General features: G+C 57.0%; 28 protein-coding genes and 1 pseudogene. 12 read left to right on the plus strand and 17 right to left on the minus strand.

The genetic code is table 11. The annotated features are described in order from the left end of the window. The first annotated feature begins 159 nt into the window (after positions 1-159). A complete protein-coding gene (gene sod, locus HFX_RS18625; RefSeq protein ID WP_004060713.1) occupies positions 160-762 on the plus strand; it encodes a superoxide dismutase in 603 nt (200 codons plus the stop codon). A 226-nt stretch (positions 763-988) separates the two neighbouring features. Here the strand turns inward: sod and HFX_RS18630 are convergent, their stop codons facing one another. Beyond that, positions 989-1765 (minus strand): helix-turn-helix transcriptional regulator, encoded by a 777-nt coding sequence (locus HFX_RS18630; RefSeq protein ID WP_014732843.1) that lies wholly within the window; start codon positions 1763-1765, stop codon positions 989-991. A 214-nt stretch (positions 1766-1979) separates the two neighbouring features. On the opposite strand from HFX_RS18630, the gene HFX_RS18635 reads away from it, so the two are divergent. After that, positions 1980-2471, plus strand: a complete 492-nt coding sequence (locus HFX_RS18635; RefSeq protein ID WP_004060711.1) for a twin-arginine translocation signal domain-containing protein — start codon at positions 1980-1982, stop codon at positions 2469-2471. Between the two features lie 90 nt (positions 2472-2561). Here HFX_RS18635 and HFX_RS18640 read toward each other — a convergent pair whose 3' ends face one another. Together HFX_RS18640 and HFX_RS18645 are read right to left on the minus strand one after the other, a co-directional pair. Further along, positions 2562-3143 (minus strand): hypothetical protein, encoded by a 582-nt coding sequence (locus HFX_RS18640; protein WP_004060710.1) that lies wholly within the window; start codon positions 3141-3143, stop codon positions 2562-2564. A gap of 159 nt (positions 3144-3302) precedes the next feature. Beyond that, on the minus strand, positions 3303-3851 hold the full coding sequence (locus HFX_RS18645; protein ID WP_004060709.1) for a helix-turn-helix transcriptional regulator: 549 nt from the start codon (positions 3849-3851) through the stop codon (positions 3303-3305). Positions 3852-3986: 135 nt separating this feature from the next. Here HFX_RS18645 and HFX_RS18650 point away from each other — a divergent pair, with 135 nt between their 5' ends. Then, on the plus strand, positions 3987-4673 hold the full coding sequence (locus HFX_RS18650) for a hypothetical protein (RefSeq protein WP_004060708.1): 687 nt from the start codon (positions 3987-3989) through the stop codon (positions 4671-4673). Between the two features lie 59 nt (positions 4674-4732). Here HFX_RS18650 and HFX_RS18655 read toward each other — a convergent pair whose 3' ends face one another. Continuing rightward, the gene (locus HFX_RS18655; protein WP_014732845.1) at positions 4733-5560 is read right to left on the minus strand and encodes a DUF6159 family protein; all 828 of its coding nucleotides are present in this window, start codon (positions 5558-5560) and stop codon (positions 4733-4735) included. Between the two features lie 114 nt (positions 5561-5674). Continuing rightward, complete coding sequence (locus HFX_RS18660) at positions 5675-6007, minus strand: DMT family transporter (protein ID WP_004060707.1); 333 nt, start codon at positions 6005-6007, stop codon at positions 5675-5677. A 114-nt stretch (positions 6008-6121) separates the two neighbouring features. Between HFX_RS18660 and HFX_RS18665 the strand changes: the two genes are divergently transcribed. Continuing rightward, entirely contained in the window at positions 6122-6910 is a 789-nt protein-coding gene (locus HFX_RS18665) for a TrmB family transcriptional regulator (RefSeq protein WP_004060706.1), read from the plus strand. Positions 6911-7165: 255 nt separating this feature from the next. Here HFX_RS18665 and HFX_RS18670 read toward each other — a convergent pair whose 3' ends face one another. The 7 genes from HFX_RS18670 to HFX_RS18700 form a co-directional block, all read right to left on the minus strand. Beyond that, the gene (locus tag HFX_RS18670) at positions 7166-7921 is read right to left on the minus strand and encodes an SDR family NAD(P)-dependent oxidoreductase (RefSeq protein ID WP_004060705.1); all 756 of its coding nucleotides are present in this window, start codon (positions 7919-7921) and stop codon (positions 7166-7168) included. Then, positions 7918-8871, minus strand: coding sequence for an ACP S-malonyltransferase (locus HFX_RS18675; RefSeq protein ID WP_004060704.1), 954 nt, complete (start codon positions 8869-8871; stop codon positions 7918-7920). Before HFX_RS18675 ends, HFX_RS18670 begins: the two co-directional genes overlap by 4 nt. 27 nt (positions 8872-8898) lie before the next feature. Beyond that, complete coding sequence (locus HFX_RS18680; protein ID WP_004060703.1) at positions 8899-9399, minus strand: holo-ACP synthase; 501 nt, start codon at positions 9397-9399, stop codon at positions 8899-8901. A gap of 2 nt (positions 9400-9401) precedes the next feature. After that, a complete protein-coding gene (locus HFX_RS18685) occupies positions 9402-10622 on the minus strand; it encodes a beta-ketoacyl-[acyl-carrier-protein] synthase family protein (RefSeq protein WP_004060702.1) in 1221 nt (406 codons plus the stop codon). 1 nt (position 10623) lies between these two features. Next, positions 10624-10869 (minus strand): acyl carrier protein, encoded by a 246-nt coding sequence (locus HFX_RS18690; RefSeq protein WP_004060701.1) that lies wholly within the window; start codon positions 10867-10869, stop codon positions 10624-10626. 96 nt (positions 10870-10965) lie between these two features. Beyond that, the gene (locus HFX_RS18695) at positions 10966-11937 is read right to left on the minus strand and encodes a quinone oxidoreductase family protein (protein ID WP_014732847.1); all 972 of its coding nucleotides are present in this window, start codon (positions 11935-11937) and stop codon (positions 10966-10968) included. Beyond that, entirely contained in the window at positions 11937-12788 is an 852-nt protein-coding gene (locus tag HFX_RS18700; RefSeq protein WP_004060699.1) for a ferritin family protein, read from the minus strand. The genes HFX_RS18695 and HFX_RS18700 overlap by 1 nt, the downstream gene beginning before the upstream one ends. A 199-nt stretch (positions 12789-12987) precedes the next feature. On the opposite strand from HFX_RS18700, the gene HFX_RS18705 reads away from it, so the two are divergent. Continuing rightward, a complete protein-coding gene (locus HFX_RS18705) occupies positions 12988-13305 on the plus strand; it encodes a thiamine-binding protein (RefSeq protein ID WP_004060698.1) in 318 nt (105 codons plus the stop codon). A gap of 39 nt (positions 13306-13344) precedes the next feature. Here the strand turns inward: HFX_RS18705 and HFX_RS18710 are convergent, their stop codons facing one another. The 4 genes and pseudogenes from HFX_RS18710 to HFX_RS18720 form a co-directional block, all read right to left on the minus strand. After that, a complete protein-coding gene (locus HFX_RS18710; RefSeq protein ID WP_231513011.1) occupies positions 13345-14085 on the minus strand; it encodes a GAF domain-containing protein in 741 nt (246 codons plus the stop codon). A 27-nt stretch (positions 14086-14112) separates the two neighbouring features. Beyond that, positions 14113-14397: pseudogene (locus tag HFX_RS20425) on the minus strand (response regulator); the annotation flags it as partial. A gap of 388 nt (positions 14398-14785) precedes the next feature. Further along, positions 14786-16486, minus strand: coding sequence for a class III poly(R)-hydroxyalkanoic acid synthase subunit PhaC (gene phaC / locus HFX_RS18715; protein WP_004060696.1), 1701 nt, complete (start codon positions 16484-16486; stop codon positions 14786-14788). Positions 16487-16560: 74 nt separating this feature from the next. Next, entirely contained in the window at positions 16561-16980 is a 420-nt protein-coding gene (locus HFX_RS18720; protein ID WP_004060695.1) for a universal stress protein, read from the minus strand. Positions 16981-17181: 201 nt separating this feature from the next. On the opposite strand from HFX_RS18720, the gene HFX_RS18725 reads away from it, so the two are divergent. From HFX_RS18725 to HFX_RS20210, 5 genes are all read left to right on the plus strand, one after another. Then, positions 17182-17700 carry a phosphopantetheine adenylyltransferase gene (locus tag HFX_RS18725; protein WP_004060694.1) on the plus strand — a complete coding sequence of 173 codons (519 nt, stop codon included), beginning with the start codon at positions 17182-17184 and terminating at the stop codon, positions 17698-17700. A 162-nt stretch (positions 17701-17862) separates the two neighbouring features. Next, positions 17863-18756, plus strand: a complete 894-nt coding sequence (locus tag HFX_RS18730) for a CBS domain-containing protein (RefSeq protein WP_231513002.1) — start codon at positions 17863-17865, stop codon at positions 18754-18756. 234 nt (positions 18757-18990) lie between these two features. After that, a complete protein-coding gene (locus HFX_RS18735) occupies positions 18991-20070 on the plus strand; it encodes a hypothetical protein (RefSeq protein WP_014732850.1) in 1080 nt (359 codons plus the stop codon). Positions 20071-20143: 73 nt separating this feature from the next. Continuing rightward, positions 20144-20665 (plus strand): cupredoxin domain-containing protein, encoded by a 522-nt coding sequence (locus HFX_RS18740; protein WP_014732851.1) that lies wholly within the window; start codon positions 20144-20146, stop codon positions 20663-20665. Positions 20666-21205: 540 nt separating this feature from the next. Further along, positions 21206-21376 (plus strand): hypothetical protein, encoded by a 171-nt coding sequence (locus tag HFX_RS20210; RefSeq protein WP_004060690.1) that lies wholly within the window; start codon positions 21206-21208, stop codon positions 21374-21376. A gap of 83 nt (positions 21377-21459) precedes the next feature. Here HFX_RS20210 and HFX_RS18745 read toward each other — a convergent pair whose 3' ends face one another. After that, positions 21460-21828 carry a winged helix-turn-helix transcriptional regulator gene (locus HFX_RS18745; protein WP_004060689.1) on the minus strand — a complete coding sequence of 123 codons (369 nt, stop codon included), beginning with the start codon at positions 21826-21828 and terminating at the stop codon, positions 21460-21462. Between the two features lie 545 nt (positions 21829-22373). Here HFX_RS18745 and HFX_RS18750 point away from each other — a divergent pair. After that, a complete protein-coding gene (locus tag HFX_RS18750) occupies positions 22374-25265 on the plus strand; it encodes a PAS domain S-box protein (protein WP_004060688.1) in 2892 nt (963 codons plus the stop codon). A 361-nt stretch (positions 25266-25626) separates the two neighbouring features. Then, positions 25627-26421 carry a helix-turn-helix transcriptional regulator gene (locus HFX_RS18755; protein ID WP_004060687.1) on the plus strand — a complete coding sequence of 265 codons (795 nt, stop codon included), beginning with the start codon at positions 25627-25629 and terminating at the stop codon, positions 26419-26421. The last annotated feature ends 123 nt before the right edge of the window (positions 26422-26544 follow it).

Consider the following 26544-nt stretch of genomic DNA (forward strand, 5'->3'; position numbering starts at 1 on the left):
TGGAAATTTTAAAAATTCTACAAATTTTAAAATGTTTGAGGTATTTGGGCTTGGTCTGTGGCGTTCGTCACGCTCGCACCATATATCAAAATTTCTACGTAAATCGCCTTCAGCGAAACTACATGTAGGTACAGACCTTCGTCCCAAGTGGAACTTCCAATGTCTGACTACGAACTCGACCCACTTCCGTACGAGTACGACGCGCTGGAACCGCACATTTCCGAGCAGGTGCTGACGTGGCATCACGACACCCACCATCAGGGCTACGTCAACGGCTGGAACGCTGCTGAGGAAACCCTCGAAGCCAACCGCGAAGCAGGCGAGTTCGACTCGTCCGCTGGCGCGATTCGCAACGTCACCCACAACGGCTGTGGACACATTCTTCACGACCTCTTCTGGCAGAACATGTCGCCCGAAGGCGGCGACGAGCCGACGGGAGCGCTCGCAGACCGCATCGCCGAGGACTTCGGCTCTTACGAAGCCTGGAAGGGCGAATTCGAAGCCGCTGCCGGTGCCGCCGGTGGCTGGGCACTCCTCGTCTACGACTCGTTTTCGAACCAGCTTCGAAACGTCGTCGTCGACAAGCACGACCAGGGCGCACTCTGGGGCTCCCACCCCATCCTCGCACTGGACGTCTGGGAGCACTCCTACTACCACGACTACGGCCCGGCCCGCGGCGACTTCATCTCGGCATTCTTCGAAGTCGTCGACTGGGACGTCCCTGCAGCACGCTACGAACAGGCCCTCGAGCGCTTCGAATAGGCGACCGATTCGGTCCCGATTGCCTCGAAGATAGCCCCACGAACGACGCGCGAAACTGCAACCTTTGTTTCAGCTTCTTTCTTTTCGTCCGTCCGTTCCATACCCGCAGAATGCGTGACGTCTGTTTTTGTGGCCAGTGTTGAGAGAGTGTAGTTCGCGTGCGGTGAAATTCGACTCAGTGATAGTTTGGGGGTCGCCCTCTCGCTACGATGATGTCATCGGCCGACTACTGCGACTGCAAGACCAGAGGCTCGGCTTCGTCCCGAACGTGCTCGTACTGTCCGACTGCCCAAGAGAGCGCCTCATCGGTATCGTTTATCAGTATTCCCTGTATACCGCGTTCGGTGTAGACGATGATTCCAGCATGGTCATTGTCAGCAATCCACAGTGTATACGTCGCTGGCACTTCGCAGTGGACGAACGTAATCTGGTCATTGGTGAGCGCTTCGTCAGTCTGTTCGGAATATAGCTCTCGTACTTGGTTGAAGACGTCTTCCGGAAGAACTAAATCGAGTTGATAGTCGTCTCCGGCCGTGACGGCTTGATAGAAATCCTCTGCATACCCGGCCATCACAATCGGTGTGAAGCCCCGAATCTCCGTTGCGGATTCGACTGAGTCCAAAAACACTTCGATGGTCTTGTCCGGGATTTTCGTCGGTGCCATGTAAACGTCGGCGTCGATGAGAAACTCGTACTCGACAGTAGTGTCCGACGGCAGTTCTTCAACTACCGGCGTCACTTGTAGTAGACTTTCGAGTTGTTCCGTGTAGTTTGCGTGGGCCTCTATCGCATACTGCCCGAGATTCGTGAGACCCCATTTCCCGTTTTGATACGTGACGAGACCGGCGTCGTCGAGCTTTCGGACGATATCGTCGAGTGTAGACCGCGGTATGTCGAGCGTTTCAACGAGATCTCGTTTTGCTTGCGGGGCGTCGGTAAGCGTTTGTAGGCAATTGTCGCGCCGGTTAAGCAAGTAAATCAACCTCGTTATCTGATCTCCCATACCCAAACATCATTTTTTACTCACATTAAGGTTGATGCTAACAACCATCAAAACGGTCGTGTCTTATTGTCCTGACTCTCTCGTAGGTTCTACGTGGAGTTCGCACCCTGGCGAAAAAATCGTGGGGTGTCCTTTCTCTCCATATGTATACCGTACCTTTGTTATTTTCCGGATGGGTAGAGTAATTGTATTATCTGGCAATGAGTCGGATGCCATGTCTCGACAGACGAGGCGTTCGTTCCTACAGAAGAGTGCGATAGCTACTGTCGGTCTCGGGACTCTCGCAACTGGAAGTGCCGCCGCTGGGGAGTCCGAAACGGAACTCGGCGATGAAGTCGTCACGGGCCACGCGGACTCGGGAGACATACACGTGGCCGACACGGGAGAGGTAACGGTGCAGGCGTCGTGGCCGTTCGGCCGCGATTTCGATAACCTCGCGCCCGGCAAGATCTCCGCTGTAAGTACGTTAGCCATTGTTGAGGGAGCGTACTACGACTTCGACGTTTCCTACTCTCCTGAACTTCCCATTGGACTATGCTTCATCGATCTTGGGACGAATGAGTACTACGCCGCAGAGGTGAGTAGCAGCGGGAATTACCGTTACAAGTCCCCGGTCGGTATCCCCGAGGATAGTGCTGCCGTCGGAATCCTCAACAAGTCCGACAACAGCCGCGACATTTCGGGGGACTTCTCGGTCGACAACTAAGTTCGGTCCCTAGCTAATCGAAGACTTGACATATTATTTTTGACCAATTGAACCGGGGCGGTTTGGAGTCATCGTCTACGGGGCAGACGCTCACTCCGTGTCGTTGACTACGAACGAATCGTCTCCCGTGACTTCCCCGGTGAACGTTTCACCGGGTTTCATCGGGTCTCTTTCACCGGTGTCGTTTTCCGGTGATGCGTGGACGGCAAACTGCTCACCGGTGGTCACGTTCTTCTTGGAGTCCGATAGTCGTCCCACACTCACTTCGTCGGGGTGGACGACGTTGTCGATACTCTCGACTGTTGTGACTGCGCCCGAATCGAGGGACACGACCGCTTTGACTCGCGGCGGCGCGGTCTCATTTTTCGCTACGTAGACTTGAACTTCGCTTCCTTCAGCTTCGACGTGGAAGTGCAGTGAGTCCCGGTCGCCGAAGTAACGCTGAACCGTCTCATTGGTGTACGCGAGCTGCCACGCCTTCTCGGCCTCGTTGGCAGTCAGTTTGTTGTAAGGGTCGATGACTTCTACGGTGTGTGTATCGGACGAGACCGCGTTCGAAGGTACTTGGTGGGCTGTTCCGGTAGATTCCAGTAGCACCGGCGCTGCAACTGCACTGCTCGCTCCAAAGACGAGAAGCGCAGTGACCGCGAGTGCGAGTGTTTTGCGTCGCATAGGTCTCATTCCTGTTTTGGTGGTGAATCGAGAACGACGAGGTCAGTCACTCCGACTCACTCGGTTTCACGTTGTGTGAAAGACCAGATATATCTTGATTGGAAATACGTTCGGAACCGTTTGAAAACAGAATGAGAGCCGGTTAAACCGGCTTTTCAGTTATCGAAGGTGGACGTTATTTCCCATCCCGTTGCGCTTTCGTTCGACGAGGTTGCGGTTTTCAAGTTTATCGAGGGTTCGACTCACCGTCGCCTTCGAGAGGTCGGTTTCCTCGACGAGATCTCGTTGTGCAATCTCCCCGTCAGCTTCGAGTACGGCGGTGTAGATAGTTTCCTCGTTATTTTTGAGACGCCCGGCCGTGTCTTCCCACCGCTTGCGGTTGGTCTCTGTTAGAGATTCCTTTTCGTCGTTCGGCATCAGTTGCGTGTGTATGTAATCCGAGTTCGTCGGCCGTTTCGACGGACCGTTTGAACGGTCGTGAAGCACGAGATACGCCCCACTGGCCCCGCAAAGAACCGCCGCAACGACGACAATGGCGACCTCACTGTACGTGAAGTACTGTCCAATTTGGGTCGTCTGCGTACCGTTTTCGCCGAGAGATACCACGACCGGAGATGGGGAAAGTAACTGAACCGTGAGGGTGAGGGTAGCGGCGACGAATATCACCGCCGAAAAGAGATTGACGTTCTGAAAGTCACGGAAGTCCATACGGACAGATAACTAACACGAAGTCTTAACGGTTACCGTTTGTAGGGTTCTGAAATCCTGTGAAACGCGTTTCCAACTAGTTTCAAACGCGTTTCACCACGGTCTTCAACAGGTCTTTCATCCAATAGATTAAGTATGAACACAGAAGTTCGATTTCGACTCGCCGTCCTCGTCGGGCTCGCCGCCATTGGAATCATCCTCGCAGGCGTTGGTACCTCGTTCGAGGTTACCAACCCGATGGTTGACCCCGGGTCGAACGCTGAATTCGTGGTCGGAAAAGACAATGTGACGTTCACGAATGACGAGGATAACGCGACTATCGTCGGGAACCTATCCAACGTCAGTCGGATTCAGATACAGCAGGACGGCCCGACGAAATTCCGAGTGAGTACTGAGAAACAACACCCACTGACGACAACCGAGCGCGAACGCGCGCTCGAAATCGTACGGAACAACGAGACAGTCCAGCAGTTAGATGTGATGGACTCCTACACGATTACGGTCGCTCCAGTCTCAAAGGTCACCACGGGCCACTTCACGAACATCGAGTCTACCAATTCCACAGATGGCATGACGTTCACTGCACAGGTGGATGCAGAGATCAACGAAACTGAAGACGGAGCGGTCATCCGCCGCAACGTTCAGGACGACTACGTTGACGACCGAGCCGTTATTTTCGCGGACCATCCCGAAACTGACGAGTTGAAGTATTCAATCAAGGTCGATTTGGCGAACAACTCCGTTATCAGCGTCGTCGACCAAGAGGCTCTTCGTCGTAACTCGCCGTTGACCAACTCGACGGACAATAGCTCGCAATCCTAGCGATAGCTTGGCCGTCTCTGTTAGTGTTCGTGGTCAAAAACGGCTATCGAAGTCGGACCCTACTTCGTGGGGAAGACGGTTTCGGGGTCCCGACCGACGCAGGGACCGAGCTTCTCTCCGTTAGCAGCGTACCGATACAGTGCGGTTCGAGCGACTGCACCAACTACCTGCGCGGCGACCATCGACCCGACGAGGACGACGAATCCGACTGCGCCGATGACGTACGTGAGCACCCCGCTGCCGAGGAAATACGCCCATGCGAGACCAGCAACTCCGACGAGACTGACCGGGAGGAACACGAACGAGATACCGAGGGATGCGGAGACGCTTTCGCCCCACGTCTCGCGGAATGCGTCACCACTCTCTCGAAGGAGCGTGCGCAGGCTTGCCGTGTCTTCGAGGACGATTACCGGAACGATGAAGAACGTCAGGAGTCCCCAGGCAAGGTCGAATAGTGTTCGGGCAAGCGACCCGAACACGCCGAACTTCTCGTCGATGATGTAGAGGACGGTCCCGAGGGTCGCAGCGGTAACTGACCAGAGGGCAATCTTCCGTCGAACGCGCCAGGCTGCGGCGAGTCCGTCACGGACTGATGTCTCTTCGCCGTCGAAATATCGAGATGCGCAGTGGACGACGGCGGCGTTGAAGAACGTCCCAACGCTCGAAGAGACCGAGATAGCGACGAAGATACCCGCGTACCTGAGAAGGTCGTTTCCAAGTACGGACTCGATGACTCCGTATCGGAGGGCGACACCGAGTACGACGAGGAATGCGCTCCCCGTAGCAAGGAGGCTAAGGAAGGGGAGGAGGGCTAAGCGTGGGTTGTCACGGAAGACGTCGATGCTGTCATCGACGACTTGGAGGCCGCGACTGAATCTACCTGCCATACGCAAATAATATCAATGAAGGTTTATAAATTTTCTATCATCTGTACGCGTATCGGGGTCGGCGTCTGGATAGTGTGTTGGGACAAAACAGAGCAGAGCAGCACAGAACGGTGCTTAATGAGCGGACATCCCGGAGAGAACGTTGACGCAGTACACGCCGACGATAATCAGGAGCATACCGACAACACCAGCCATATCTATCGGTTCGTCGAAAACCACAATTCCGATTCCAGCCACGCCGACGATGCCCAGTGCGGCCCACGTCCCGTACACGACACCGATTGGAAGTTCTTCCAGCGTCAGCGATACGAGATAGAATGCCGCCCCGTAGCCGATGACGACGCCGAGACTCGGAAGTGGTTGCGAGAACCCCTCGGAGAGTTTGAGGGACGTCGTTCCGAGTAGTTCAGAGACGATTGCCCCAGCGAGCAACACGTATGGATGCATACCAATCGATCCTGTCACGTCAAATATGGCGTTACTGAAATCGGTCCCCACTTGTGGTTCGTTGTTCACCTCTGTTGATACATATTTTTACGAAATGCGGGGAGACAATCCACTATGACAGCGTTGGGTGAGCTGGGTTTCTCCAGTTACGAAGAGAAGGTCTATCGGGCGCTCCTCGTGACCGGGACAGCTACGGCGGCTGAGCTATCGACTGCCAGCGATGTTCCGAAGGGTCGGATTTACGATGTCCTCAACGGTCTCGAATCGCGGGCAGTGATTCAAAGCCAGTCAACTGAGCCTACGAAGTACACCGCCGTCGAGCCAGAGACAGCCGTTGACCGACTCCTCTCGGAACGCACGTATGAGCTACAACAGGAATTGGCTCGGTATCGGAACGTGGCCGAAACAGTTCGCTCAAATTTGCTCCCGACGACTCCAGCCGACGGTAGTGTTTGGCTCGGCGCTCTCAGCAGCGACGAGATGAGCACCGCGCTTCAACAGCACATGCGTACTGCAACGGATTCCGTACATGCGGCCGTCGGACCACCGTACGAACGTGCATCGTGGGAGACGCTCCAGCGGGAGTTCGAGGCGTTCTTCGACGGCGCACAGACGGACCTCAGCGTCTCGCTCGTTCTCAGTGACGAGGTTCTACGCGGACTTCCGGATACGTTCCCGGAGTTGGTGGAATCGAAACCAGCGGACGTCGCAGTCAGAGTGCTTCCGGAGATTCCAGTTTCGTTCGACGTTATCGACCAAGCGGTGACGACAGTCGATATACCGCATCCACAGTCGCCTGCAGACCGACTGGGAGTCGTCGGCGTAAAAGACTCCACTGTCGTCGCCGAATTCGAACGGCAATTTCAGCAGTTGTGGGCCGATGCGACGCCATTGATTGAATAGGTCTGCGTCGCTGCTTCCAGTTCCGTCCGCACACAATCTTTCTGCGTACGATAATATGATCTACTGCATAATGATGAAGCCAGAGCACGAGCGTGGTTGGCTTCGCACCTCACGCGAGATGGCCTTCAAGATGTCGCTGACTCGTGAGCTCGCTCATTACTGCGGACATGGCGGTGTGGGGTCACCCGGTCTTCGAGGCGAGTCAGTGACCCGTTTTCTCTGTTTATCGAGACGCGACCCAACGACAGCGACTCATTATAAGACGAGTCCGTCGTCGACGCGCACAACTTCGCCATTGACGTACGACGCGGTGTCACTGGCCAAAAAGCAGATGACGTCAGCAACTTCTTCGGGCGTCGCAACGCGGCCGCTCGCGGTATCCGTCTCGACAGCCGACTCGTCGGCCAGTGACGCGTCTAGCATGTCTGTATCAGTGTAGCCGGGTGCGACGGCATTGACGCGAATGTCTTTTCCGCCGAGTTCGCGGGCCGCTGCACGAGTGAGACCGAGGACGCCGGCCTTGCTTGCAGCGTAATTCGCTTGCCCGGCCCATCCGCGCTGGGCGGCGACGCTCGCAACGTTGACGATGCGGCCACCTCGCTTGTCGCTCCGCAGCATCTGTCTGGCTGCTTCCCGGGTACAGTAGAACGTGCCCGAGAGGTTGACGTCGATGACACGCTGCCACTGTTCGGGTGTCATCCGCAGCAACAGGCCGTTGTCCATCGTTCCGGCGTTGTTCACGAGAATTGTCGGGTGGCCGTACCGCTCGACGATGGTCTCAAACGCCGCTGCCACCGCATCGTAGTCGGCCACATCGAACTGTTCGACGGTGGTCTCGGCAGGGTGTGCATCCAGTGCGTTCGCTGTCTGTTCGGCGGCTGTTTCGTCACTGTGGTACGTTGCGACGACGGTCGCACCCCGTTCGGCGAGTCGCTCCGCCACTGCACGACCGATACCTCGCGTCCCGCCGGTGACGACTGCCACCTCGCCGCTGAGGTCGTCGTGGGTCACGCGAATACCTCCCGAGCGTCCGCGGGCGTTTCGAGCGTGAGACAGTCGGCATCCGGTGCGATTCGCTCGACGAGCGCCGACAGAACGCCGGTCGGCGGGAACTCGACGAACCGCTCGATGCCCTGTGCACGGAGTTGCTCGACGACACGGACCCAGTCGACTGCCGACGTAATCTGGTTCGTCAGGTCCTGCCGCGCAACGCTCGGCTCTGTGTATATCTCGCCGCTCACGTCAGAGACAACCGGAATCTCGGCTTCGCGAAGTGTTACTTCGCCCATCGCCTGTTCGACACAGTCGACCGCTGTTGCCATCACCGGCGAGTGGAACGCCGCCCCAACGTCGAGTTCGTGGAACCGAGCGGTCGTGGTCGCCTGCTCGTTGAGTGTCTCCTGTACCGACGTTACTCCCTCAGTGGTGCCGCTGATGACTGTCTGTCTCGGCGCGTTGTACAGGGCGACACCGACATCGTCACGGGTAGCACACGCTTGTGTGACTTCGTCTTGGTCGGCTAGTAGCACCGCCACCATCGTTCCCGGGCCGTCGGCGGTCGCCGCCTGCTCCATACACTTCCCCCGCTGGTGAGTGAGTTGGACCGTCGCTGCGGGGTCCATCGCACCCGCGGCTGACAGCGCGGTAAAGTGGCCGAGACTATGGCCGGCGACGTACGTTGGTTCGACAGTGAAGCGAGCCGTGACACCTTTGTAGACGGCAAGGCCGGTCGCCAGCAGTAGTGGCTGGGTGATACTCGGCTGTTGTATCGCCTCCGCGGTTCCGTCGAAACACAACCCCGTCAGGTCGATGTCTAACGCGGCGTCGAGGCGGTCGAACATTGCGCGCGTCTCGGGCCAATCGTCGTAGAATGCTCGTCCCATGCCGACGGCTTGGCTTCCCTGTCCGGGGAAGAGGAACGCCGTTCCGTCGAGCGTCGTTGGTGTGTTGTCAGTGGACATGTTGGTGATCTGTATAAAATTGGTCGCTCAGTCGTCTCGTTTTGCTGTCCCTACGATAGTCACCGACCCGATGGCATAACCCGCAGTCTGGTCGTGGCTCAGACTTACGTCGATATCGACAGTTTCGGGTGAAACATCCCGTTTGGCAAGCATTGCATCGAGGGCGTCGGATGCGACGGGGTCCAGTGACAACCGGGGCCCGTCCGCTCGGCGGTCGACCTCGATGGCGGCGGTCGGTACGCCGGGTGAGGATTTTCTCAGCGTCTTCAGGAACGCTTCTTTGGCTGCCCAGCGGGCGGCGTAATGCTGCGATGGGTCGCCCTGAGCCTCGCAATACGCCTGCTCGGCCGGCGTGAAAACCCGGTCGCGGAACGAATCACCGAACTCCGAAAGGAGGTCGCCAATGCGGTCGATAGCCACCACATCGACGCCGTGGCTAACTACGGGGCCGACATTGCTGGCGGGGTCGGGTTCTTCTCTCGGCAGTTCGGGTTCTTCTTCGGGTCGTTTGGGGTTCTCTCCGGACATGATTACGGACGCTCGAAGACGAGCGCGCCGTTCGTTCCGCCGAATCCAGCCGACGTGCTGACGGCGACGTCGACGTTCATCTCGCGTGGTTCGGCGACCACCGGCAGGTCACAGTCCGGGTCAGGCGTCTCGTAGTTACTCGTCGGTGGAATCGTTCCCTCGGCGATGGTCTGTGCGACGACAACGGCTTCGATGGCACCGGCGGCCCCGAGTGCATGGCCGAGGTGGCCCTTGACGCTCGTTGTCGGCGGCACCTCCGTCTCGAATACTGCGTTGAGCGCATCAGCCTCGCGGGCATCACCGAGACGCGTACTCGTCGCGTGTGCGTTGACGTGGTCGACAGCAGTCGGCTCTCGGTCGGCGTCTTCCAGCGCGTTTTCGATGCAGCGACGGAGTCCATCTCCCGATTCGGCCGGGCGCGTGACGTGGTGTGCGTCAGCAGTTCTGGCAGCGCCCGTAATAGTCGCGTACGGGTTCGCTCCGCGCTCGCGAGCGTGGTCTCGTGACTCCAGTACGACGATACCGCACCCCTCGGCGAGGACCAGTCCGTCTCGGTCGGCGTCGAACGGGCGACTCACCGCAGTAGGGTCGTCGTGGCGCGTACTGAGCGCCCGCATCGCGTCGAAACTCCCGACACCCAGCGGTGATATCGAGGCCTCAGTTCCACCGGCGATGACGACATCCGCCCGTCCACGACGGATATCGTCGGCTGCCGCCGCGATGGCGTGCGTACCCGCCGAACACGCCGTTCCCGGCGCGCGGTTCGGCCCCTTCGCGCCGACACACATACTGACGTGTCCGGCTGCGAGGTTTGTCAGCGCGCTCACGAGGAAGGATGGCGATGGGCGGGAACCGGCCGCGGCTTCGATTTCCGAGAGTCCGGCCAGTCCAGAGCCGATGCTGGTGCCTGCCCGTTCGGGAGTCCAATCAGGTGAGACAGGGTCGAACCCGGCGTCTTCGAGCGCCTCGGCGGCAGCGGCGACGGCGAATTGGGTGTACCGACCCATCTTCCGGTCGTCGATACGGTCGTCAGGCGTCACATCTGACGGGTCCGTTCCGACCTCGCAGGCGACGCTGGCCCGAACGTCGGCCTCGTCGGGGTCGAACCGGGTTATCGGGGCTGCACCGCTCCGCTCGTCGAGAAGCCCGTCCCACGTGCTTTGGGCGGTCTCTCCGAGCGCGGTCACCTGCCCGAGGCCGGTCACGACGACATTTCGGTCCATCTCAGGCGTGTTCTGCGACGTACGTTACGAACTCGCCAACTGTCTCCAGGCCTTCGAGGTCCTCGTCCGGAATGTGTACCCCGATGTCGGCTTCGATGGCCTCGGCGATTTCGACAAGGTCGAGCGAATCGGCATCGAGCGTCTCGCCGTCGAACGGTGTCTCATCGTCAAAAGCGTCCGAATCGACGCGAAGCCGCTCTGCGATAATATTTTCAACTCGATTTGCGATGTCCTGGGTTTCAGCCATGTGTCCCACTTCTCTAACTGTGGTAAAAATCATCACGGTTTCCGTCGGACCGTGAAATCCCGCGGTTCTCGTCGGGTTATGGTCCCGACTGTACGCTCACGGTTTGAGAACGACTTTTCCGACGGTTTCGCGGTTGGCGAGGGCATCGTGGGCCTGTTGTGGCTCTTCCAGCGAGACCGTTCGGTCGACGACGACTTCGACTCGGCCGGATTCGAGGTGGTCGGTTAGCGAGGGGACTGCCCCGAGCACACGCTCGGGAACGTGGTCGAGGGCGTGCGTGAGATGATAGCCGATGACTGACTGGTTTGCAAAGAACAGGCGCGGTGTCGCTACGGTCGGAACCGACCCGCTTGCCATCCCGAACGTGACGATTCGCCCGACTGGTGCGAGTGCCTCGACGCTGGCGGCGAAGGCGTCGCCACCGACGCCGTCGATGACGAGGTCGACACCAGTGCCGTCGGTCCGGGACAGCACGGCATCTGCCACGTCCGCTTCCGTGTAGTCGATGGCGTGATCGGCACCGAGGTCTCTGGTGAGTTCACGTTTCTCCGAGGTACTCGCGGTGGCAAACACGGTCGCCCCGGCCGCGTCGGCTAACTGGACGGCGAGCGAGCCGACGCCGCCCGCTCCGGCGTGGACCAGCACTCGCTCTCCGGACGACAGATTACCCCACTCGTGGAGGACGTTGTGGGCGGTCAGTCCCTGAACCGGCAGTGCAGTCGCCTCAGCCCACGAGAGCGACTCGGGTATCCTAAACGTCCGCTCGACTGGTGCTGTCGCCAGTTCCGCGTACCCGCCGCTCGACGTGAGCGCAGCAACCCGGTCACCGACTACAAAGTCACTCTCCGCCGGGGCGGCAGTGACGGTGCCAGCGACTTCCAAACCGGGGACGAACGGCGGCGACGGTCCATTGGGATAGTTTCCTCGGCGCTGTTCGATGTCGGCGAAGTTGACGCCGGCGGCAGCAACGTCGATGCTGACTTCGTCTGCACTCGGCGTAGGCTCTGGTAGGTCGGTCGGCGTCAGGACTGCACTGTCGCCGTACTCGGAGACTTCGACGCCTCGCATCATCGGCTTTCGACCTCCTGTCCGGGGGTACTTCTATCGGGCAGTTGTTCCAGTCGGTCGCGGCGCTTCTGGGCGGCGAATGCGACGAGGTCGTCGCTGTCGGGACCGGGAAGGCGTTTCCAGCCCATCTTCTCGACGACAGCGTCAACTGGGTCTGCAAGCGTAGCGACGGTCTCCTCCGCAAGCGAGCGCTCGACTGTTGTCCGTTGCAGAAGCTCGGCGAGTCGGTCCATCCCATACCCCACGTGTCGGCCCTCGTCCTGTCGCACGTGAGTTATTCCTTCCACGAGCCCCGGAAGCGACGGCCCATCGGTCTCCGGGCTGAAGGTTGCGTCCATGGCGTGGAAGCCCGTCTGTCCCAGAACGCCCTCAATGGTCAGGTGATAGTGACAGTACGCCTTGGCGCGGTTCGTGGGCGTATCGGCATCTAGCAGCCGGTTCATTGCTGTTTCCGTCCGACTGAATAGCTCCTCGTAGGCGTCGGTGAACCACCGGTCTGCTGTCGGTGCGGTCGGATTCGTCCCTCTGGCATCCTCGGCCGGTCTAATTACTTCGGTCCAGTAGCGGTCGAAAAAGGCGGCGTGCTTGGCCTCCTCGTAGATGTGACTCGCAACGAATCGCTGGTCGCTTTCCTCAGTCACTGATGCGGCCAGCGGGACCAGGTCCTCGGTTACGTTCTCTTCGCCCGCACCGAACATCGCGACGGTCGCGCGCAACTGTGTAAATGCACTCCGACTGAGTTCGATAGCCATCTCCCGGTCGGCAGCCAGGTCGATTTCGTATGGACTCCAGTGACGCTCGACGGCGTACCTGAAATATCGCTCTGCCCGTTCCCGCTCCTCAGCTGGCATGCTGACCTGTTGACCCCTTCAGGGAATAAGACTGGCCGTTCTCACTCGGTGCTTGGTTCGTGTTCACCGGTATCCGTGTCACCCAACAGCTACAAAGTCCGCATCAATCACTCCAACAGCTACAAAGTCCGCACCCAGTGCCTGAGGTGAGCGCACGACAATACCAAGTTATATCCTCGATGAATATCCTGTGTGACGTATGACCGTCACCGCAATGTTGAGTGTGGCTCCCCTTGATGACCCCGACGTCGACTTCGAGGCCGAGATCGCAAAGGCGATCGACGCTCTGGAGGACTTCGACGTCAAGTACGAAACCCATCCGATGGAAACCACGATTGAGGCTGACGATTTGAGTGCGGTCTTCGCCGCGGCGCAGGCGGCGACGGAGGCGCTCGACGCAACGCGCACGCTCACCAACCTCAAGATTGACCACTTCCGCGAGCAGTCGCTCGACGTCGAGGAGAAAGTCGACATGGTCGAAACGCACCTCGGCCGAGAGGCACGCGGCGGCGACTGAGCTACTAACGCTCTCGTCCTGATTAGTACGCTCTATCTATCAGTAAAATCCAGGATGGAAATTGTCCGATTCTTCTTCACGTGTGTCATCCACCGAGTCGCGCGGTGAATCGGCGCGCGGTTCCGCTCCCCCTATCTGTCCTTTGAGGGCGGTCATGGCGTATCCGATGGTCTGGCCAAGTTCTCCGAGCACTTCGCGTTCTTGCTCGTCGAATGCGTGTGAACGGTCGGTGTAGACGACGAGCACACCATGAACGGTTCCGAACTCAAGCGGGATGGCGGCGACGGACATTTCGAACACGAGCGGGATGGCAGCGACGGACTCGAATTTGGGTTCGGCCGTTTCCTCCTCTTCCGATTCAGATAGTAGTTCTTCAGTGATGTTTTCGATGACCTGTACTTCGTGCGTCTCGATGGCTTCCGCAGCTGGTTGCTGTCCGAGTAGTTGGCCTTCGGACTCCATCACATCCTCGAGGTCGTGATTGTCGACACTTTCCCAGTGTCTCTCTGTGAACTGCTCGAAGTCGGACGAGAACTCACCGACTATGGCGAATTTATACGGATCGGTCGCGACGAACCGTTCACAGGCGGCTTGTTCGATTTCGGCGCGGGTCGTCGCCGTGAGGAGTGCCTTGTTAATATCTCGAATAAGCGCATTAATTCGGTTTAACGCCGTAAGTTCCTCCTCGCGCTTTTTCCGTTCGATTGCATATTGTAGCGACCGAAGCAGTTGGGTGCTGTTGAGGTCGTCTTTCGGGAGGTAGTCTTGTGCACCAGACATAATCGCCTCACTTGCCACTTCACGGTCGTCGAGTCCCGTCAGCACGATTACGGGGAGCTCTGGCGAATGCGAGAGAACCCGGTCGAGCGTATCAAGGCCCCTGCTTTCGGGCAGACCGAGGTCCAGAAGTACGAAATCATACGCATTCTCCTCAAGATGTTCGAGACCCTCAGTCAGATTTTCGACGTGTGTCAGCTCCAACTCTTCTGCGTCCCCCGGAAGTGAGTTCTTCTCGAGATAATGTGTAATGAGACGTGCATCTCCCGGGTTATCTTCAATTAGCAGCGCCTGCAGCGAGTTTTCTGGGATCATACTGATCTGGTAGCGTTATCTACCGGATGCCTCTTCCAAGAGTAGGTCCGTTAGCCTTAATACCATGTCGCTAATCTTAATCAAGTTGATCGGTGTGGGATACTTATCTATCTCGGTTCAATCCTTCCAAAACCGTCCACGACTAGCTGGTTCTGAAGCGTGAGTTTTGTTTTGGAGCAGTGTACTGACGCGCCGGATAAGTGGCTCACAGGACGTTCCCAGGAGAGTTACTGTCAACCCTCGATTCCATGTAGTCTTGATTATATGCTGCAATAGATAGCAAGACAAAGCTGTTCCGTAACGTCGAATCCTCGGTGGGCGAACGCCAGTCGAGGTGGTTCTACACTAGCAGGTCTTTCGGGTTACTCATACGGGACGGGGACTAAGGTCAGTCATCTTCTGTACCCTGCTGTCGGTCCACTCCGGTGGGGTTCTTTCTACCAACGTTAACGGATTCCTCTGCTCCGACTAATTTCTGCGCCCGCCCGATCCAGCCCCCAGCCAGTTTCTCGCTGGTTTTGGCGACTTCCGCGATGTGTGCACTTTCGGAGATAGCGAGTTCGGAAACCGAATCGATTCCCGCGGAGCGAAGCCGCTCGGCATACGTCGGCCCAATACCCTCGACGTCTTCGAGTTCGTACGACGCAGCAACATCGACGTGTTCGACTGCCTCCTCGACCTCGGTCCGAATTGCCTCACCGATATCTTCGAAGACTGTTGTTTTGATACCCTCGTCCGTCTTGACCTTGACAGCAATTCCAGTCGGTCCGCTATCCAGACCGACTTCGATATCGAGAACGTCCTCGAGGAATGTCTCAATAGCCGTCGCATCGCGTCGAACCACGGCGCGCGCGATTTCGCTGTTTTCGTCTCCGATGCCGATCTCTATTTCGTCTACATCCCCCACCGTGACGTCGGTTTCAACGTCGATGCCGAGCGCTTTCTCGACACCTTGGCCGATGATATCTGCAAGCATCGGGTGTTCGGACTGTTCGAGGAACCATTCTGCGACTTCGGGCCAGACGTCCCGGTGAACCCCGTTAGACATCGCGAGGCCGACGTGCCCACTCGGGTACTCGATGGTTGTCACGTCATCGGAGGCGACAACGTCGTTGAACGGTTTGCTCGCCTCCGGTAGAACGAGATGGTCGCGTTCACCGAGAATCTGTAGGAGTGGCATGTCGATGTTCGTACTGTCGACGTGCTCGCCGCCGATGGTCAGTTCGTTCTCGTACAGGAGATTGTTCTGATAGATGTCCTCGATAAATTCGGCGTAGACCTTTCCGGCCATGTCGACGCCATCGGTGAGCCACCGCTCCATCCTGGCGAAGTTCTTAACGAAATCCTCGTTTTCGAGGTGGTCGTAGAGATGCACATACTTTGTGACGTTGTTGGACACAGGGTCCATCAAGTCAAACCCGGCAGCGAGGAATTCGCTAGGTACGTTCCCGTACGTGTCGGTCACCACCCGCGGGTCGTAGTACTTCTCGTCTCCCCATAATTCGAGGACGCCGCCGGTGTCTTCGAAGCACAATCCGGTGGCCATCACGGCAAGCGCGTTCACTTTCTCCGGATGCAGTGCGGCGTAGATGGTCGACATGGTACCGCCCATGCAGTATCCGAAGACGTTGATAGCGTCCCGGCCGGAACGCTCACGCACTTCATCGACGCAGTTGTCGATGTAGCGATTGACGTAATCTTGGAGTCCGAGATACCGGTCGAGTCGTGATGGCTCGTGCCAATCGATGAGGTACACGTCGTGGCCAGCTTCTAGCAACCGGCGGACGATAGACCGGTCCGACTGGAGGTCGAGGATATAGGGTCGGTTGATGAGGGCGTAGACGATGAGAACCGGCACCGGATGTTGGTGTTCAGTGAGCGGCTCGTAGCGGAGCAATTCGAGCTTATTCTCCGTGTAGACGACTTCACTCGGTGTCTGTCCGACCTTGGTGGACGCGGTGCCCTTGAGACCATTTGGGATGACGGCCGCCTTTCGGATTCCATCAGTGGCCGTCTCGAGCACCGCCTGCTGGACTGAGAGAAAAACTTCGAGGGGTGTTTTGACCCTCGAACGCCCATCATCTGTCATGAACTATATTATCTCGAGCGAGGATTTAATCCTGTATACTACGACCACCGTCTCTTCCGGTTTCTTGCTTGCCGTTAGCTTTCGACTCCGACAACTCGGACTTCCTCCTCACTCTCCTTGAGGACCTTTCGTCCGACTCCCGAGAAGTGTCCTTTATGATCGCCGTGTTCCCCGATGAAGATGACATCTGCGTCTACCTCATCAGCGTAGTCGAGAATGACTTCATGGGGAATTCCGTGTTTGGAGTCCCCTTCGACGCGCACGTTGCTTCCTTCTGCCATTTCCGCCACCTCTTTAACGCATAGCGCGGCGTTGTCTTCTGCGTAGATGGTCGCCAGTTCCGCCGAACTGAGAGCAGGGCTGTCGAAGCGTCGCTGGTCCACGACGCAGATGACGTGGAGCGTTTCTCCCTGCTCTTCCGCGAATTCGATGGCCCGCTTGGCCGCCTGCCGCGCGTACTCGCTCCCATCGGTGGCCAATAGGATGGTACCCATGGTAAAGATTCAACGCCGAGCAAATTAACTGTTCATCGTGGCTCCCAGCGAATCAGAATCGAACCTGTATTCCTCCTGTTTTGATACAGTCGAGGACCATACTGGGTAAGAACACCGTCCGAATGGTATGTCCGTTCGTAACCGTTCCCGGCTTCATAGCCAACCCGTATACATACAGGGATTGATGACTATTGGAAACGTATGGAACAATCCGAACGGACTGCGCTCCTTGGCGGCACGTTCACACCAATCCATAACGGCCATCGCGCACTCTTGCATAAGGCGTTTCAGACGGCCAGCCACGACGGGGGTGGAGACGGACACGTTATCGTTGGGCTCACCTCGACTCCCCTCGCCACACAAACACGGAGTGACCCAACGCACGCCAACATGCTCGGCTCTTTCGAGGAACGGCGTGAAAACCTCGATGCCGAACTCGACCGCATGGACGATGCCTATACTGCTTCCTACGAAATCATTCAGTTGGAGGACACTCGCGGCCCTGCTGCAACACGTGAGGAGATAGATGCGCTTGTCGTTTCGCCGGAGGCGAAAGCCCAGCGCCGGGCGTACGAACTCAATCAGCAACGCGTGGATGCTGGCCTTGGACCGCTCGAAATCCACACCCCGCCATTCGTCGTCGCCGAAGATGGGTCCCGAATTAGCAGCACCCGGATTCGGAATGGCGAGATGGATATCCACGGACGCATACTGGAGTAAGCCCCCTGACAGATACACCGGTAGACCGAACCTCGGACAGATATACCAATCACAGGTTCGACACCGTTCCGAATTGCGGTCTCCTTACAAGTCACCACAAATGGAATAACCGTTCGACCACTCTAGAATATCATGTTGATCTCCATCCCCGTGTCTGAGGTCATGACCACCAGTGTGAAGACGACCACACCGGATATAACGGCCCGCGAAGTCGCTGTCCGACTGTTCAAGAACGAAATCGGCTCGCTCGTCGTGTGTCGTGGTAGTTCGCCCATCGGTATCGTCACCGAGTTCGACCTCACCAAACTTCTCGCCACTGGTGGCGACCTCGACGCTACGTCCGTTTCCGATTTCATGTCCGATCCGCTCGTCACCATCGAATATGACGCGGATATCACGGAGGCTGCGAAGCTACTCCGAGCGGAGCGGATTGAGCACCTTCCCGTCACTGACGGCGACGAACTCGTCGGGATGCTTGCTGCTGTGGACCTCTCGTATTACTTACCACGAATCTCCCGCCCGGACCCGTCCTCAGAGTCGAGACAGGAGGTGAAGTACTCGGTTCACCCTGAGACGGCGTTCGAAGAGCCTGGGTGGGAATTCGAGTGCCGGTGTATCACCCGTGGTCACATTGTCGTCGGCGACGTCGCGGAGTTTACCAAGACGATAAGCGAGGAAGACGTCGAGCGATTTGCGGCTAGCAGTGGCGACACGAACCGCCTCCACCTCAACGACGAGTACGCCGAACAAACCCGGTTCGGGAGACGTATCGTTCACGGGACACTCGTGGCAGGGCTTATCAGTGCCACGCTCGCCCGACTCCCGGGTCTGACGGTCTACCTCTCTCAGGACCTCTCCTTCCACGCTCCCGTCGAAATCGGCAGTCGCGTCACAGCGGTCTGTGAGGTCATCGAAGACCTCGGTAAAGACCGGTTTAGGCTCACCACCGATGTCTACACCGACGATGGAACACACGCTATCGGAGGTGAAGCCATCGTCCTCATCGACGAACTTCCCGACACCGTCGACGTGGAGGTCGAAGAAGTCGTTGATTGATTAACTAACACTGGCTGCTGGCTCTTGGAACAGAAACCCACGTCGGCGCAACTGTTTGAATCTCCTGTAGGACACTGTAGAAAAACGCATTTGGAACGTGGTTGATTGACTGTGGTTCTGCCTCGGAATCAATCGCCCTAGTCTGATGGACTGAGAATATAGCTATTCGGGGCTTGTGTGTTGGGTGTTCACATCCGACATACTATCATTAGTTGGTGTTCCAATCATCAACGTATGGATAGAGATGTCAATAGACGCCGATTTCTCGGCGCATCGACCCTTCTCATCGGTGCACTCGCCGGCTGTGGTGGACAGCCTGCTGAAACGCCGACAGAGACACCGACGGCAACACCTGAAGAAACACCGACACCAACAGCGACACCCGAAGAGCCAACAACAATGATGGGAGCAGACGTTACAGTCAGACAGGAGTCGGGGAAGACAGTTTACTGGGTGCTACCGGGTGAGCGGCGGCTCAGCCCCACCGTGTTCGGCACTCCAGATAACCCGCGATTCGGCTCTGACCTTCTCGAATTCCGAATCGAGCAGGCAAAACAACTGCCTGACCCGCTTAGTAATACGATTCCACAGCTGCTACAGGACCTTCCGTCCTTGGTCGCCGCACCGGAGCAAGCGCGGGCGTCGGTTGACGACCCAGTCGCCCAAGAGAAGTTGACCCAGCCAACGCTATTCAGCGACAATGCGCAGATAACCAGTGGCGAGTTCGAGGTCACCTACAAGGACCGACGGCCGTATGACCTTCCTGGACCGGTAGGAGACACGCCAGATGACGCGGACTTGACCACTAGCTTCACCGACCCAGCAGATAACGAATACGAACTCCAACTCGACCATATCGTACAACCACCGATTCCGGGATACGAAACTGGCGGCGGAGTGATGACCGGTGCTTGGCACCACGGAGCGACCGGAACAGGCTCACCGCTGATGCCGCACCTGTTCGCATACGGGGCGTTCTGGGGTGTTGGCGACGTACTCGTCAACGGGGAGGTAACCACCGAAGATGGATTTAGAGTTATCCACTTCATGACCACTCAGACTGTCCGAGACCAGGACTACCGACTCGCCATCGACGAAGAGTTGCCGCTCCCGACTGAGAGTACTATTGCGGGGCGAGCCCATCACACCCACGGGGTGGTGCTCCCAATCAGGCCGACAGCGGATGGTCCCGTGTTCGACCCAGTACCGACGGCGTTCGAACTCCCGAACGGGAATAATCAGCCGTTCATCCACGCTATGTGGGAACAGGAAGAACTCGTTGAATCACCGTTCAAAGGGGAAGTGTCTGGGTGACGTTGGGGGTGGACCAATTCCAGTACTGTACGATACTTTCAAACCCGATTTGGAACCAGTGAGTATGCCCGCTATGAAACTCAGTCGACGAAAGGTTCTCAAAATGAGTGGCGTCACACTCAGTGCTCTCGCCGGTTGTAACGCTCCATCAGCGGATACGTCTGGTGAATCTCCCACCGACACGCCGACATCGTCACCAACTGCGACGCCGTCACCGACTACAGAAGCCACTCCAACCCCAACTTCAACTCCAACACCAAACGCACTCGACGGCGAAATAACTGTGAAAGGTTCAGAGTGGGTGCTCGAACCTGATGCCTTCCAGGGGAAAGTTGATCAGGAACTGACCATCCACTTTGAGAACGTCGGGGAAGTGGCCCATAACCTTTCCGTTGGGGAGTTCCCGGCAGACGAGCGACCGGTCGCCGAGCAGGACGAAGCGGGAACATTCATAGTCAAGACTGACACGATACAGCCGGATGAAACTACGTCCGTCGTATTCACCCCTGAGTCAACCGGGACGTTCCCCTACTGGTGTGACGTCCCGGGCCACCGGGAAGCCGGTATGGTGGGTGAGATGACGGTCACGGAGTAGGTCTGGCTGGTCTCACTTCATAGTTGGTTCTTGCCTCGGCTACTGCCTGACACTGAGCGCTTCGAGTGAATTTCGTCGTCCGATTGATTTTAGCTGGGAGGTATCACGCACACCCAACTGAAAGGAGGTTACCAAAAGCCATCGTCTAAATGTCAATTACAACCATATACGTGTAAAGATTACTTTTTTGTTATTATATTCGCTTATTGGAGTATGTCGTTGCTGGCGGAGGTCCTCGCCATCTTAACTATAGTAGCGTTTGCAACTGGTGACACATTCGACCGCACGACAGCGGTCGAGCGAGTGTGCAGTGACTTGCGAACGCTCCTATAGACCCTGCTGCAGCAAATCCGCTGTAGCCGATTTCGGCATGAATCGATTCCGTAGGAACCTCTCGGCTACCGCTCGCACGGTACCACTCGTGGACGCCAGGCGGTGAAGTAACGGTCACCTGCTCACTTCTAGATTGGCTGGTGTGTCATTCATTAGCACGAACTTAAGAGTCACCAACGGTAACATAGACTTGAGAGGGAATTGAGTATGTCCACAACATTCGCTCCGGACCGATGTCCCGTCGAACCCCGACCCGACGCATACGAGTCGTTCGCGGCACTCGACCTTGGTGACGGAAGTCTGATCATCTTCGAGGGAGACGTACGGGGAGCGTGGATAGAGTCTACCATCTCCGTTGCACGCGACGAGGCTCTCTAAGCGGATATCGACCGTCGGTAGCGATACGATTTCACGTTGCCGAACACCCGCGGAGCGATAAATAGCGTCGGTATGGAGTACCTTTACGGGTTATCCTTTTTCGAATCCGGCCCGAAGTGGGCAGACCCCCACTCTCGCATCGCGACAATCAGTGGTTCGAGGTCGCGTCCCCGGTCGGTCAGCGCGTACTCCACTCGGTAGGGTCGCTCGCTGATGACCGACCTGTTCACGATTTCGTCCTCTTCGAGTTCCTTGAGGTTGTTCGAGAGTGCCTTCCCCGAGATACCGTTGATTAATCCCTCGAGTTCGCTGAACCCACAGGCACCATTTTTCAGGAGTCGGTCGACGATTACCGGTTTCCATTTCCGACCGAGCAGGGAGGCAGTTGCGGTAACCGAACACCACTCCTCACCTCGACACCATTCGGGAATACGGTCTGGGCGTTCGCTCATAGTCCTCCCCACTGTCGGCGAAGATTGACTGGTGACCACCCGCGGTTTCGTCTTTTCGGCGTGGACCCATCGACGGTTCCCCCAACATCGAATCCACGAGAACTCCCGTATGCAACCACGGTGAGTTCACCTGCTTTTATCTTCGATTCCATACCTCATCCCTATAAATCGATAGGTACGTCTGTGCATCCACACGTCTCATGTCCTAATTATGGACGCGACAGTACTAACTTTCAGCTAACTACGTGGTAAGGACGTTACTCTCAATTAATAGGACTGTTACTCCCAGCTATAGTAGCGTTTGCAACTGGTGACACAGCCGATCGCACGATAGCGGTCGATTGAGTGTGCAATGACTTGCAAACGCTACTATAGTCAGATACCCTACGCTCACCCTACAGAAACCACGATACGGTGGTGGTTCGGCCTGAGAGATAGTCATCCGTTATGCCCGTACTTCGACCAAACTATACGTCTTAACGAACATTCAGACTACTTGGGAGACCGGACCAAGTTTATGGGGTATCGTGACGCATTTATAGTTAATGCCACCCGCATCCACGTTTGACGAGTCCTTCTTCCAGGAGGTGGTGTTCAGTCCGGGTGAGGGTATACTTTCGATTGACGACGGGGGGGTCGTCGTGTTCACTAGTCAGCCAATCGAACGGATTTTAGGCTACGGTCCGGACGAATTGGTTGGCGGACCGGTCGACCGTCTCTTCCCACCGGAGCACGAGGACCCACTTGAGACGATTCGACGCGAGGCCAAACGGGCATCTACAGGAGTCGATGACACGACAACAAATATAACACTCGTACACGCCGACGGACGCAACATATCCGTGGATTTTTCTGCTGATTCGACCGAATACGACGAGACACGCTTTTTCACGCTTCGCATACGTGCTTGGCGGGTCCACGAAGACCAACGACCTCCTCCTGTGGTCGAAAGCCGTCCCCCGAAAGCAAACAGGAGATTCCCACAGAAGGTATTCAGGCACAGCAATGAAGCGATACTCGTCTTCGACACGAACAGCGACGAAATCGTAGAGTGTAATCCCCGGGCGTGTGAACGATTTGGCTATTCGCGCGAGGAACTCCTGTCGTTCAGTCCGTCGAACCTCTATTCCGACGAGGAGGCTTTTACTGCGTTTATCGAGGAAGTACTGGAGGACGGATCCAGTTGGACTAACGAACTCAATTGCCGCGCTTCCGACGGCGAGACGTTCCCGACAGAAATCTCAGCTACCCTCCTCTACGTTGACGGCGAGCCGCATGTGCTGGTATTCGCTCGCGATGTCTCCGAACGACGAGAGCAGCAACGAGAAGTAGAGCAGTACCGAACAATAGTCGAGGCGGTCGGAGAAGGAATCTACGCCGCCGACGATGAGTTCCGGTTTACGGTTGTCAACGAAGGCACCGCTGAGTTGACGGGCTACACGAAAGACGAACTAATCGGAACCCCGCTGACACACCTCCTCGCAGGGGAAGTCGACCAGGTCGACAGAAGCGAGTACGAAGCGTTGCTGACTGGCGAACGATACACCGTTGTCGACGCCGAGTCCGCTCGTACCGCCCGCGACGAACTCCTTGAATCCGACAGAGGCGTCATGAGAGTTGAAGCGCCCATCTATACGAAAGATGGTGAAATCGTGCCGCTGGAAATCCGATTCAGTGAACTCCCGACGGAGCCAGATGGAGACTTTCAGGGAACGACAGGAGTTCTGATAGACGTCTCCGAGCACAAAGAGTACGAACGCCGTCTGGGTGCGCTCAACGGAGCAAGTCAAGAGTTGACCCAAGCGACGGATCGCGATGCCATCGCTTGGGCCGCCCTCAACGCAGTCGAGCGAATCCTCGGATTTGACGTCAGTTGCATCCGTACATTCAACTCCGAAACGAACTCTCTCGAACCGACTGCTGTCACCGACGCCGCCCGACAGTTAATCGACGTCCGACCCGCCTTCGACCTCGAGGTTACTCTCGCTGGTCGTGCCTATCGGAACGGTGAGTCAATAGTTCATCAACCTAGCTCTAACGAGTCTTTCTCCGGTGACGAGGCGAGTCTCCACCTCCCGCTCGGAAGGCACGGGACACTCTCGGTGTTCACCGAATCGGCAGATGGGTTCACAGAGGCGGATGTCCAGATTGCGGAGGTGCTTTCTGCGACAGTCACATCCCACTTTGAGCGCGCCGAGCGAGAACGAGAACTTCAGAAGAGCGAAGCGGAGTGCCGCGACCAGCGCGACCAACTCGATACGCTCAACCGTATCAACGCACTCGTCCAGAACCTTATCGGGGAGCTAATCGAGGCGGGGATGCGTGAAACAATAGAAGAACGCGTCTGTCAGCAACTGGCGGCTTCGAGTCTCTACGAGTACGCTTGGATTGCGGAGGTGGGGGTGACCGGTGAGGATGTCGTAGTCAAGACGGGTGCAGGCATCGAGGAGGGGTACCTCGACGCACTCGACAACATGTCGGTGTCTCAGTTGGGAAAGGGCACAGTAGAGCAGGCCATCGAGACGGGCGAGATAAACGTCGTCCGACAGTATCTGATAGAAGACGAAGCCGACGACGCGGATGAACTCGAAGTAACCGCTGCAGTAGCCCTCCAGTACGGTGCTCGTGTCTACGGCGTTTTGGTCGTGAACGCGACGCGGGAAGATGCATTCTCCAAGCAGGCACAGGCTGGTCTGGAGGTCCTCGGAGACGCTATCGGGTTCACGATAAACGCCATCCAGAGTAAGGAACTCCTCCTCTCGGACGAAATCGTCGAACTCGAGTTTACGGTCAGCGATGCGAGGAACGTTCCCGTCTATTTCTCCGAGAAACTCGGCTGTCGCTGTCGACTTGAGGGGACTACCCTGAACGGAGAAGGGAATTATCTCTGTTATATTCGCGTCGAAGGAACCTCAGTCGAGGACGCTCTGGAGGTAGCCGACCGCATGGATTCTATCACAGACGCTCGTCTCATCCAAGAACACGACAACGAGTGCCTGCTCGAAGTGGTCAGGGCAGAGTCCGTGCCGGATGCGATGATAGATATCGGCGCGAGCATCCGGTCGGCAGATGCCGACAACGGCGAGGGAACCGTCATTCTCGAAGCACCCCAGACGGCGGATATCCGGAAGGTCGTCCAAGCGTTCCAGAGTTTCTATCCCGACTCGGAATTGGTCGCAAAGCGCGAAGTCGATCGCTCGGTTCAGACGGCCGCCGAGTTCCGAGACGAGGTCGACGACCGACTTACGGACAAACAACGGATGGCGGCTAAATCGGCGTACTACGCCGGCTACTTCGATTGGCCCCGAGAGAGCACTGCAGAGGACGTTGCCGAGTTAATGGGTATCTCTTCGGCAACCTTCCATCAACACATTCGGAAAGCCGAACGGAAACTGATGGCATCGCTCTTCGGGGACACACACGAACACTCCGAATAATCACCGCTACAGATGAAGATTACAACTCAGTGTCCGGGTCGGAAACACGATAGACTCACCGACACAACCACCTTCCACTCGTCGACTCAATCACCATCTATCCGCCAACGCAACCAATCTTCACTCCCCCTACTCTGGTCTCTTTCACTCCCCCTATTCCGGTCTCTTTCACTCTCCCTACTCCGGTCTCTTTCACTCTCCCTACTCCGGTCTCTATTTCCACTTTCGTTTCTATCACCAACAGTATCGCAAACCAATCGAACAAAAACTAGTCGAGACGTTCGTTGATGTCGTCGATTGGTGACAGTACCGACAAAACCGATATACGTTTGAACCCGCTAGGACGGGTGGAGCGTTCTTGATGTCTACGAACAGCCGAATCGATCCCGACGATGTAGTTGATGCCGTGGCACGCCGTGCGGACGTCATTCAACGGCTGCTGGACGGCCCCCAATATAATCGGGATATTCGTGAATCTCTCGGTGTATCACGCTCTACCGCGTACAAAGCCATTCGCGAACTCGAAGAACTGGGTCTTGCCCGAAGAGGAGACAGCGGGTACGAACTCACGGCGGCTGGCTACCTTCTGTTCGAGGAATACCAACGGTTCCGAAGTCGAGTCGAAGTTATCTGTCGTCCGGCCCAGTTGCTCGCAATTCTTCCGACGGATATCGACCTCGATGTCGAGGTTCTTGAAGGCGCTGAGGTGTCATTCGCCGAGCGACACGCACCAAACCGGCCGGTAACGATGATTGGGGATGCGATCCGTGATGCTGACGTGTTGCGGGGGACCGGTCCAGTGGTCCTGCCAAGTTACGTTGACCTTTTCCACGAACAGTTCATCGCTGGCAAACTCGAAGCCGAGTTAGTTTTCGAACGGGCCGCATTTAACCACCTTGCCACTGACTACGCTGACCAATTTGCGGAGGCCGTCGAAAGCGATGTTCTCAAAGTCCAAGTGACAGACGAGGAACTCCCGTTCGGATTGCTAGTTATCGAGGAACCAACCCCGAAGGTAGGCATTATCGTGTACGACCGTGGGGGAGAACTCAGAGGATTCATTCTGAACGACTCCGAACGCGCGGTCGAGTGGGGCAAAGAGAAGTGGGAACAGTATCGAGCGGAGGCGACCCCCGCTACGCCCGGAGGCAGTTGATCCGGAGCAATACATCGGGGGTGTCCCGGCCGGCAAGAGCCGACCCACTAACTATTCGGTAAGTCCATTACGAACGCTCTACGACTTTATTAGTACGTAAGGAACTGATTTATAGCTCTCCAA

The sequence above is a fragment of the Haloferax mediterranei ATCC 33500 genome (assembly GCF_000306765.2).
Classification (GTDB): Archaea; Halobacteriota; Halobacteria; order Halobacteriales; family Haloferacaceae; genus Haloferax; species Haloferax mediterranei.

Excerpts from the sequence above, each read along its gene's own strand:
- HFX_RS18740 (WP_014732851.1), top strand. The coding sequence starts at position 20,144 with ATGAAACTCAGTCGACGAAAGGTTCTCAAAATGAGTGGCGTCACACTC.
- HFX_RS18635 (WP_004060711.1), top strand. The coding sequence starts at position 1,980 with ATGTCTCGACAGACGAGGCGTTCGTTCCTACAGAAGAGTGCGATAGCT.
- HFX_RS18645 (WP_004060709.1), bottom strand. The coding sequence starts at position 3,851 with ATGGACTTCCGTGACTTTCAGAACGTCAATCTCTTTTCGGCGGTGATA.
- HFX_RS18690 (WP_004060701.1), bottom strand. The coding sequence starts at position 10,869 with ATGGCTGAAACCCAGGACATCGCAAATCGAGTTGAAAATATTATCGCA.
- HFX_RS18650 (WP_004060708.1), top strand. The coding sequence starts at position 3,987 with ATGAACACAGAAGTTCGATTTCGACTCGCCGTCCTCGTCGGGCTCGCC.
- HFX_RS18720 (WP_004060695.1), bottom strand. The coding sequence starts at position 16,980 with ATGGGTACCATCCTATTGGCCACCGATGGGAGCGAGTACGCGCGGCAG.
- HFX_RS18675 (WP_004060704.1), bottom strand. The coding sequence starts at position 8,871 with ATGTCCACTGACAACACACCAACGACGCTCGACGGAACGGCGTTCCTC.
- HFX_RS18705 (WP_004060698.1), top strand. The coding sequence starts at position 12,988 with ATGACCGTCACCGCAATGTTGAGTGTGGCTCCCCTTGATGACCCCGAC.
- HFX_RS18630 (WP_014732843.1), bottom strand. The coding sequence starts at position 1,765 with ATGGGAGATCAGATAACGAGGTTGATTTACTTGCTTAACCGGCGCGAC.
- HFX_RS18725 (WP_004060694.1), top strand. The coding sequence starts at position 17,182 with ATGGAACAATCCGAACGGACTGCGCTCCTTGGCGGCACGTTCACACCA.
- HFX_RS18685 (WP_004060702.1), bottom strand. The coding sequence starts at position 10,622 with ATGGACCGAAATGTCGTCGTGACCGGCCTCGGGCAGGTGACCGCGCTC.
- phaC (WP_004060696.1), bottom strand. The coding sequence starts at position 16,486 with ATGACAGATGATGGGCGTTCGAGGGTCAAAACACCCCTCGAAGTTTTT.
- HFX_RS18695 (WP_014732847.1), bottom strand. The coding sequence starts at position 11,937 with ATGCGAGGCGTCGAAGTCTCCGAGTACGGCGACAGTGCAGTCCTGACG.
- HFX_RS18655 (WP_014732845.1), bottom strand. The coding sequence starts at position 5,560 with ATGGCAGGTAGATTCAGTCGCGGCCTCCAAGTCGTCGATGACAGCATC.
- HFX_RS18665 (WP_004060706.1), top strand. The coding sequence starts at position 6,122 with ATGACAGCGTTGGGTGAGCTGGGTTTCTCCAGTTACGAAGAGAAGGTC.
- HFX_RS18755 (WP_004060687.1), top strand. The coding sequence starts at position 25,627 with ATGTCTACGAACAGCCGAATCGATCCCGACGATGTAGTTGATGCCGTG.
- HFX_RS18680 (WP_004060703.1), bottom strand. The coding sequence starts at position 9,399 with ATGTCCGGAGAGAACCCCAAACGACCCGAAGAAGAACCCGAACTGCCG.
- HFX_RS20210 (WP_004060690.1), top strand. The coding sequence starts at position 21,206 with ATGTCCACAACATTCGCTCCGGACCGATGTCCCGTCGAACCCCGACCC.
- HFX_RS18700 (WP_004060699.1), bottom strand. The coding sequence starts at position 12,788 with ATGCCAGCTGAGGAGCGGGAACGGGCAGAGCGATATTTCAGGTACGCC.
- HFX_RS18710 (WP_231513011.1), bottom strand. The coding sequence starts at position 14,085 with ATGTCTGGTGCACAAGACTACCTCCCGAAAGACGACCTCAACAGCACC.
- HFX_RS18750 (WP_004060688.1), top strand. The coding sequence starts at position 22,374 with ATGCCACCCGCATCCACGTTTGACGAGTCCTTCTTCCAGGAGGTGGTG.
- HFX_RS18735 (WP_014732850.1), top strand. The coding sequence starts at position 18,991 with ATGGATAGAGATGTCAATAGACGCCGATTTCTCGGCGCATCGACCCTT.
- HFX_RS18745 (WP_004060689.1), bottom strand. The coding sequence starts at position 21,828 with ATGAGCGAACGCCCAGACCGTATTCCCGAATGGTGTCGAGGTGAGGAG.
- HFX_RS18730 (WP_231513002.1), top strand. The coding sequence starts at position 17,863 with ATGACCACCAGTGTGAAGACGACCACACCGGATATAACGGCCCGCGAA.
- sod (WP_004060713.1), top strand. The coding sequence starts at position 160 with ATGTCTGACTACGAACTCGACCCACTTCCGTACGAGTACGACGCGCTG.
- HFX_RS18660 (WP_004060707.1), bottom strand. The coding sequence starts at position 6,007 with ATGCATCCATACGTGTTGCTCGCTGGGGCAATCGTCTCTGAACTACTC.
- HFX_RS18640 (WP_004060710.1), bottom strand. The coding sequence starts at position 3,143 with ATGCGACGCAAAACACTCGCACTCGCGGTCACTGCGCTTCTCGTCTTT.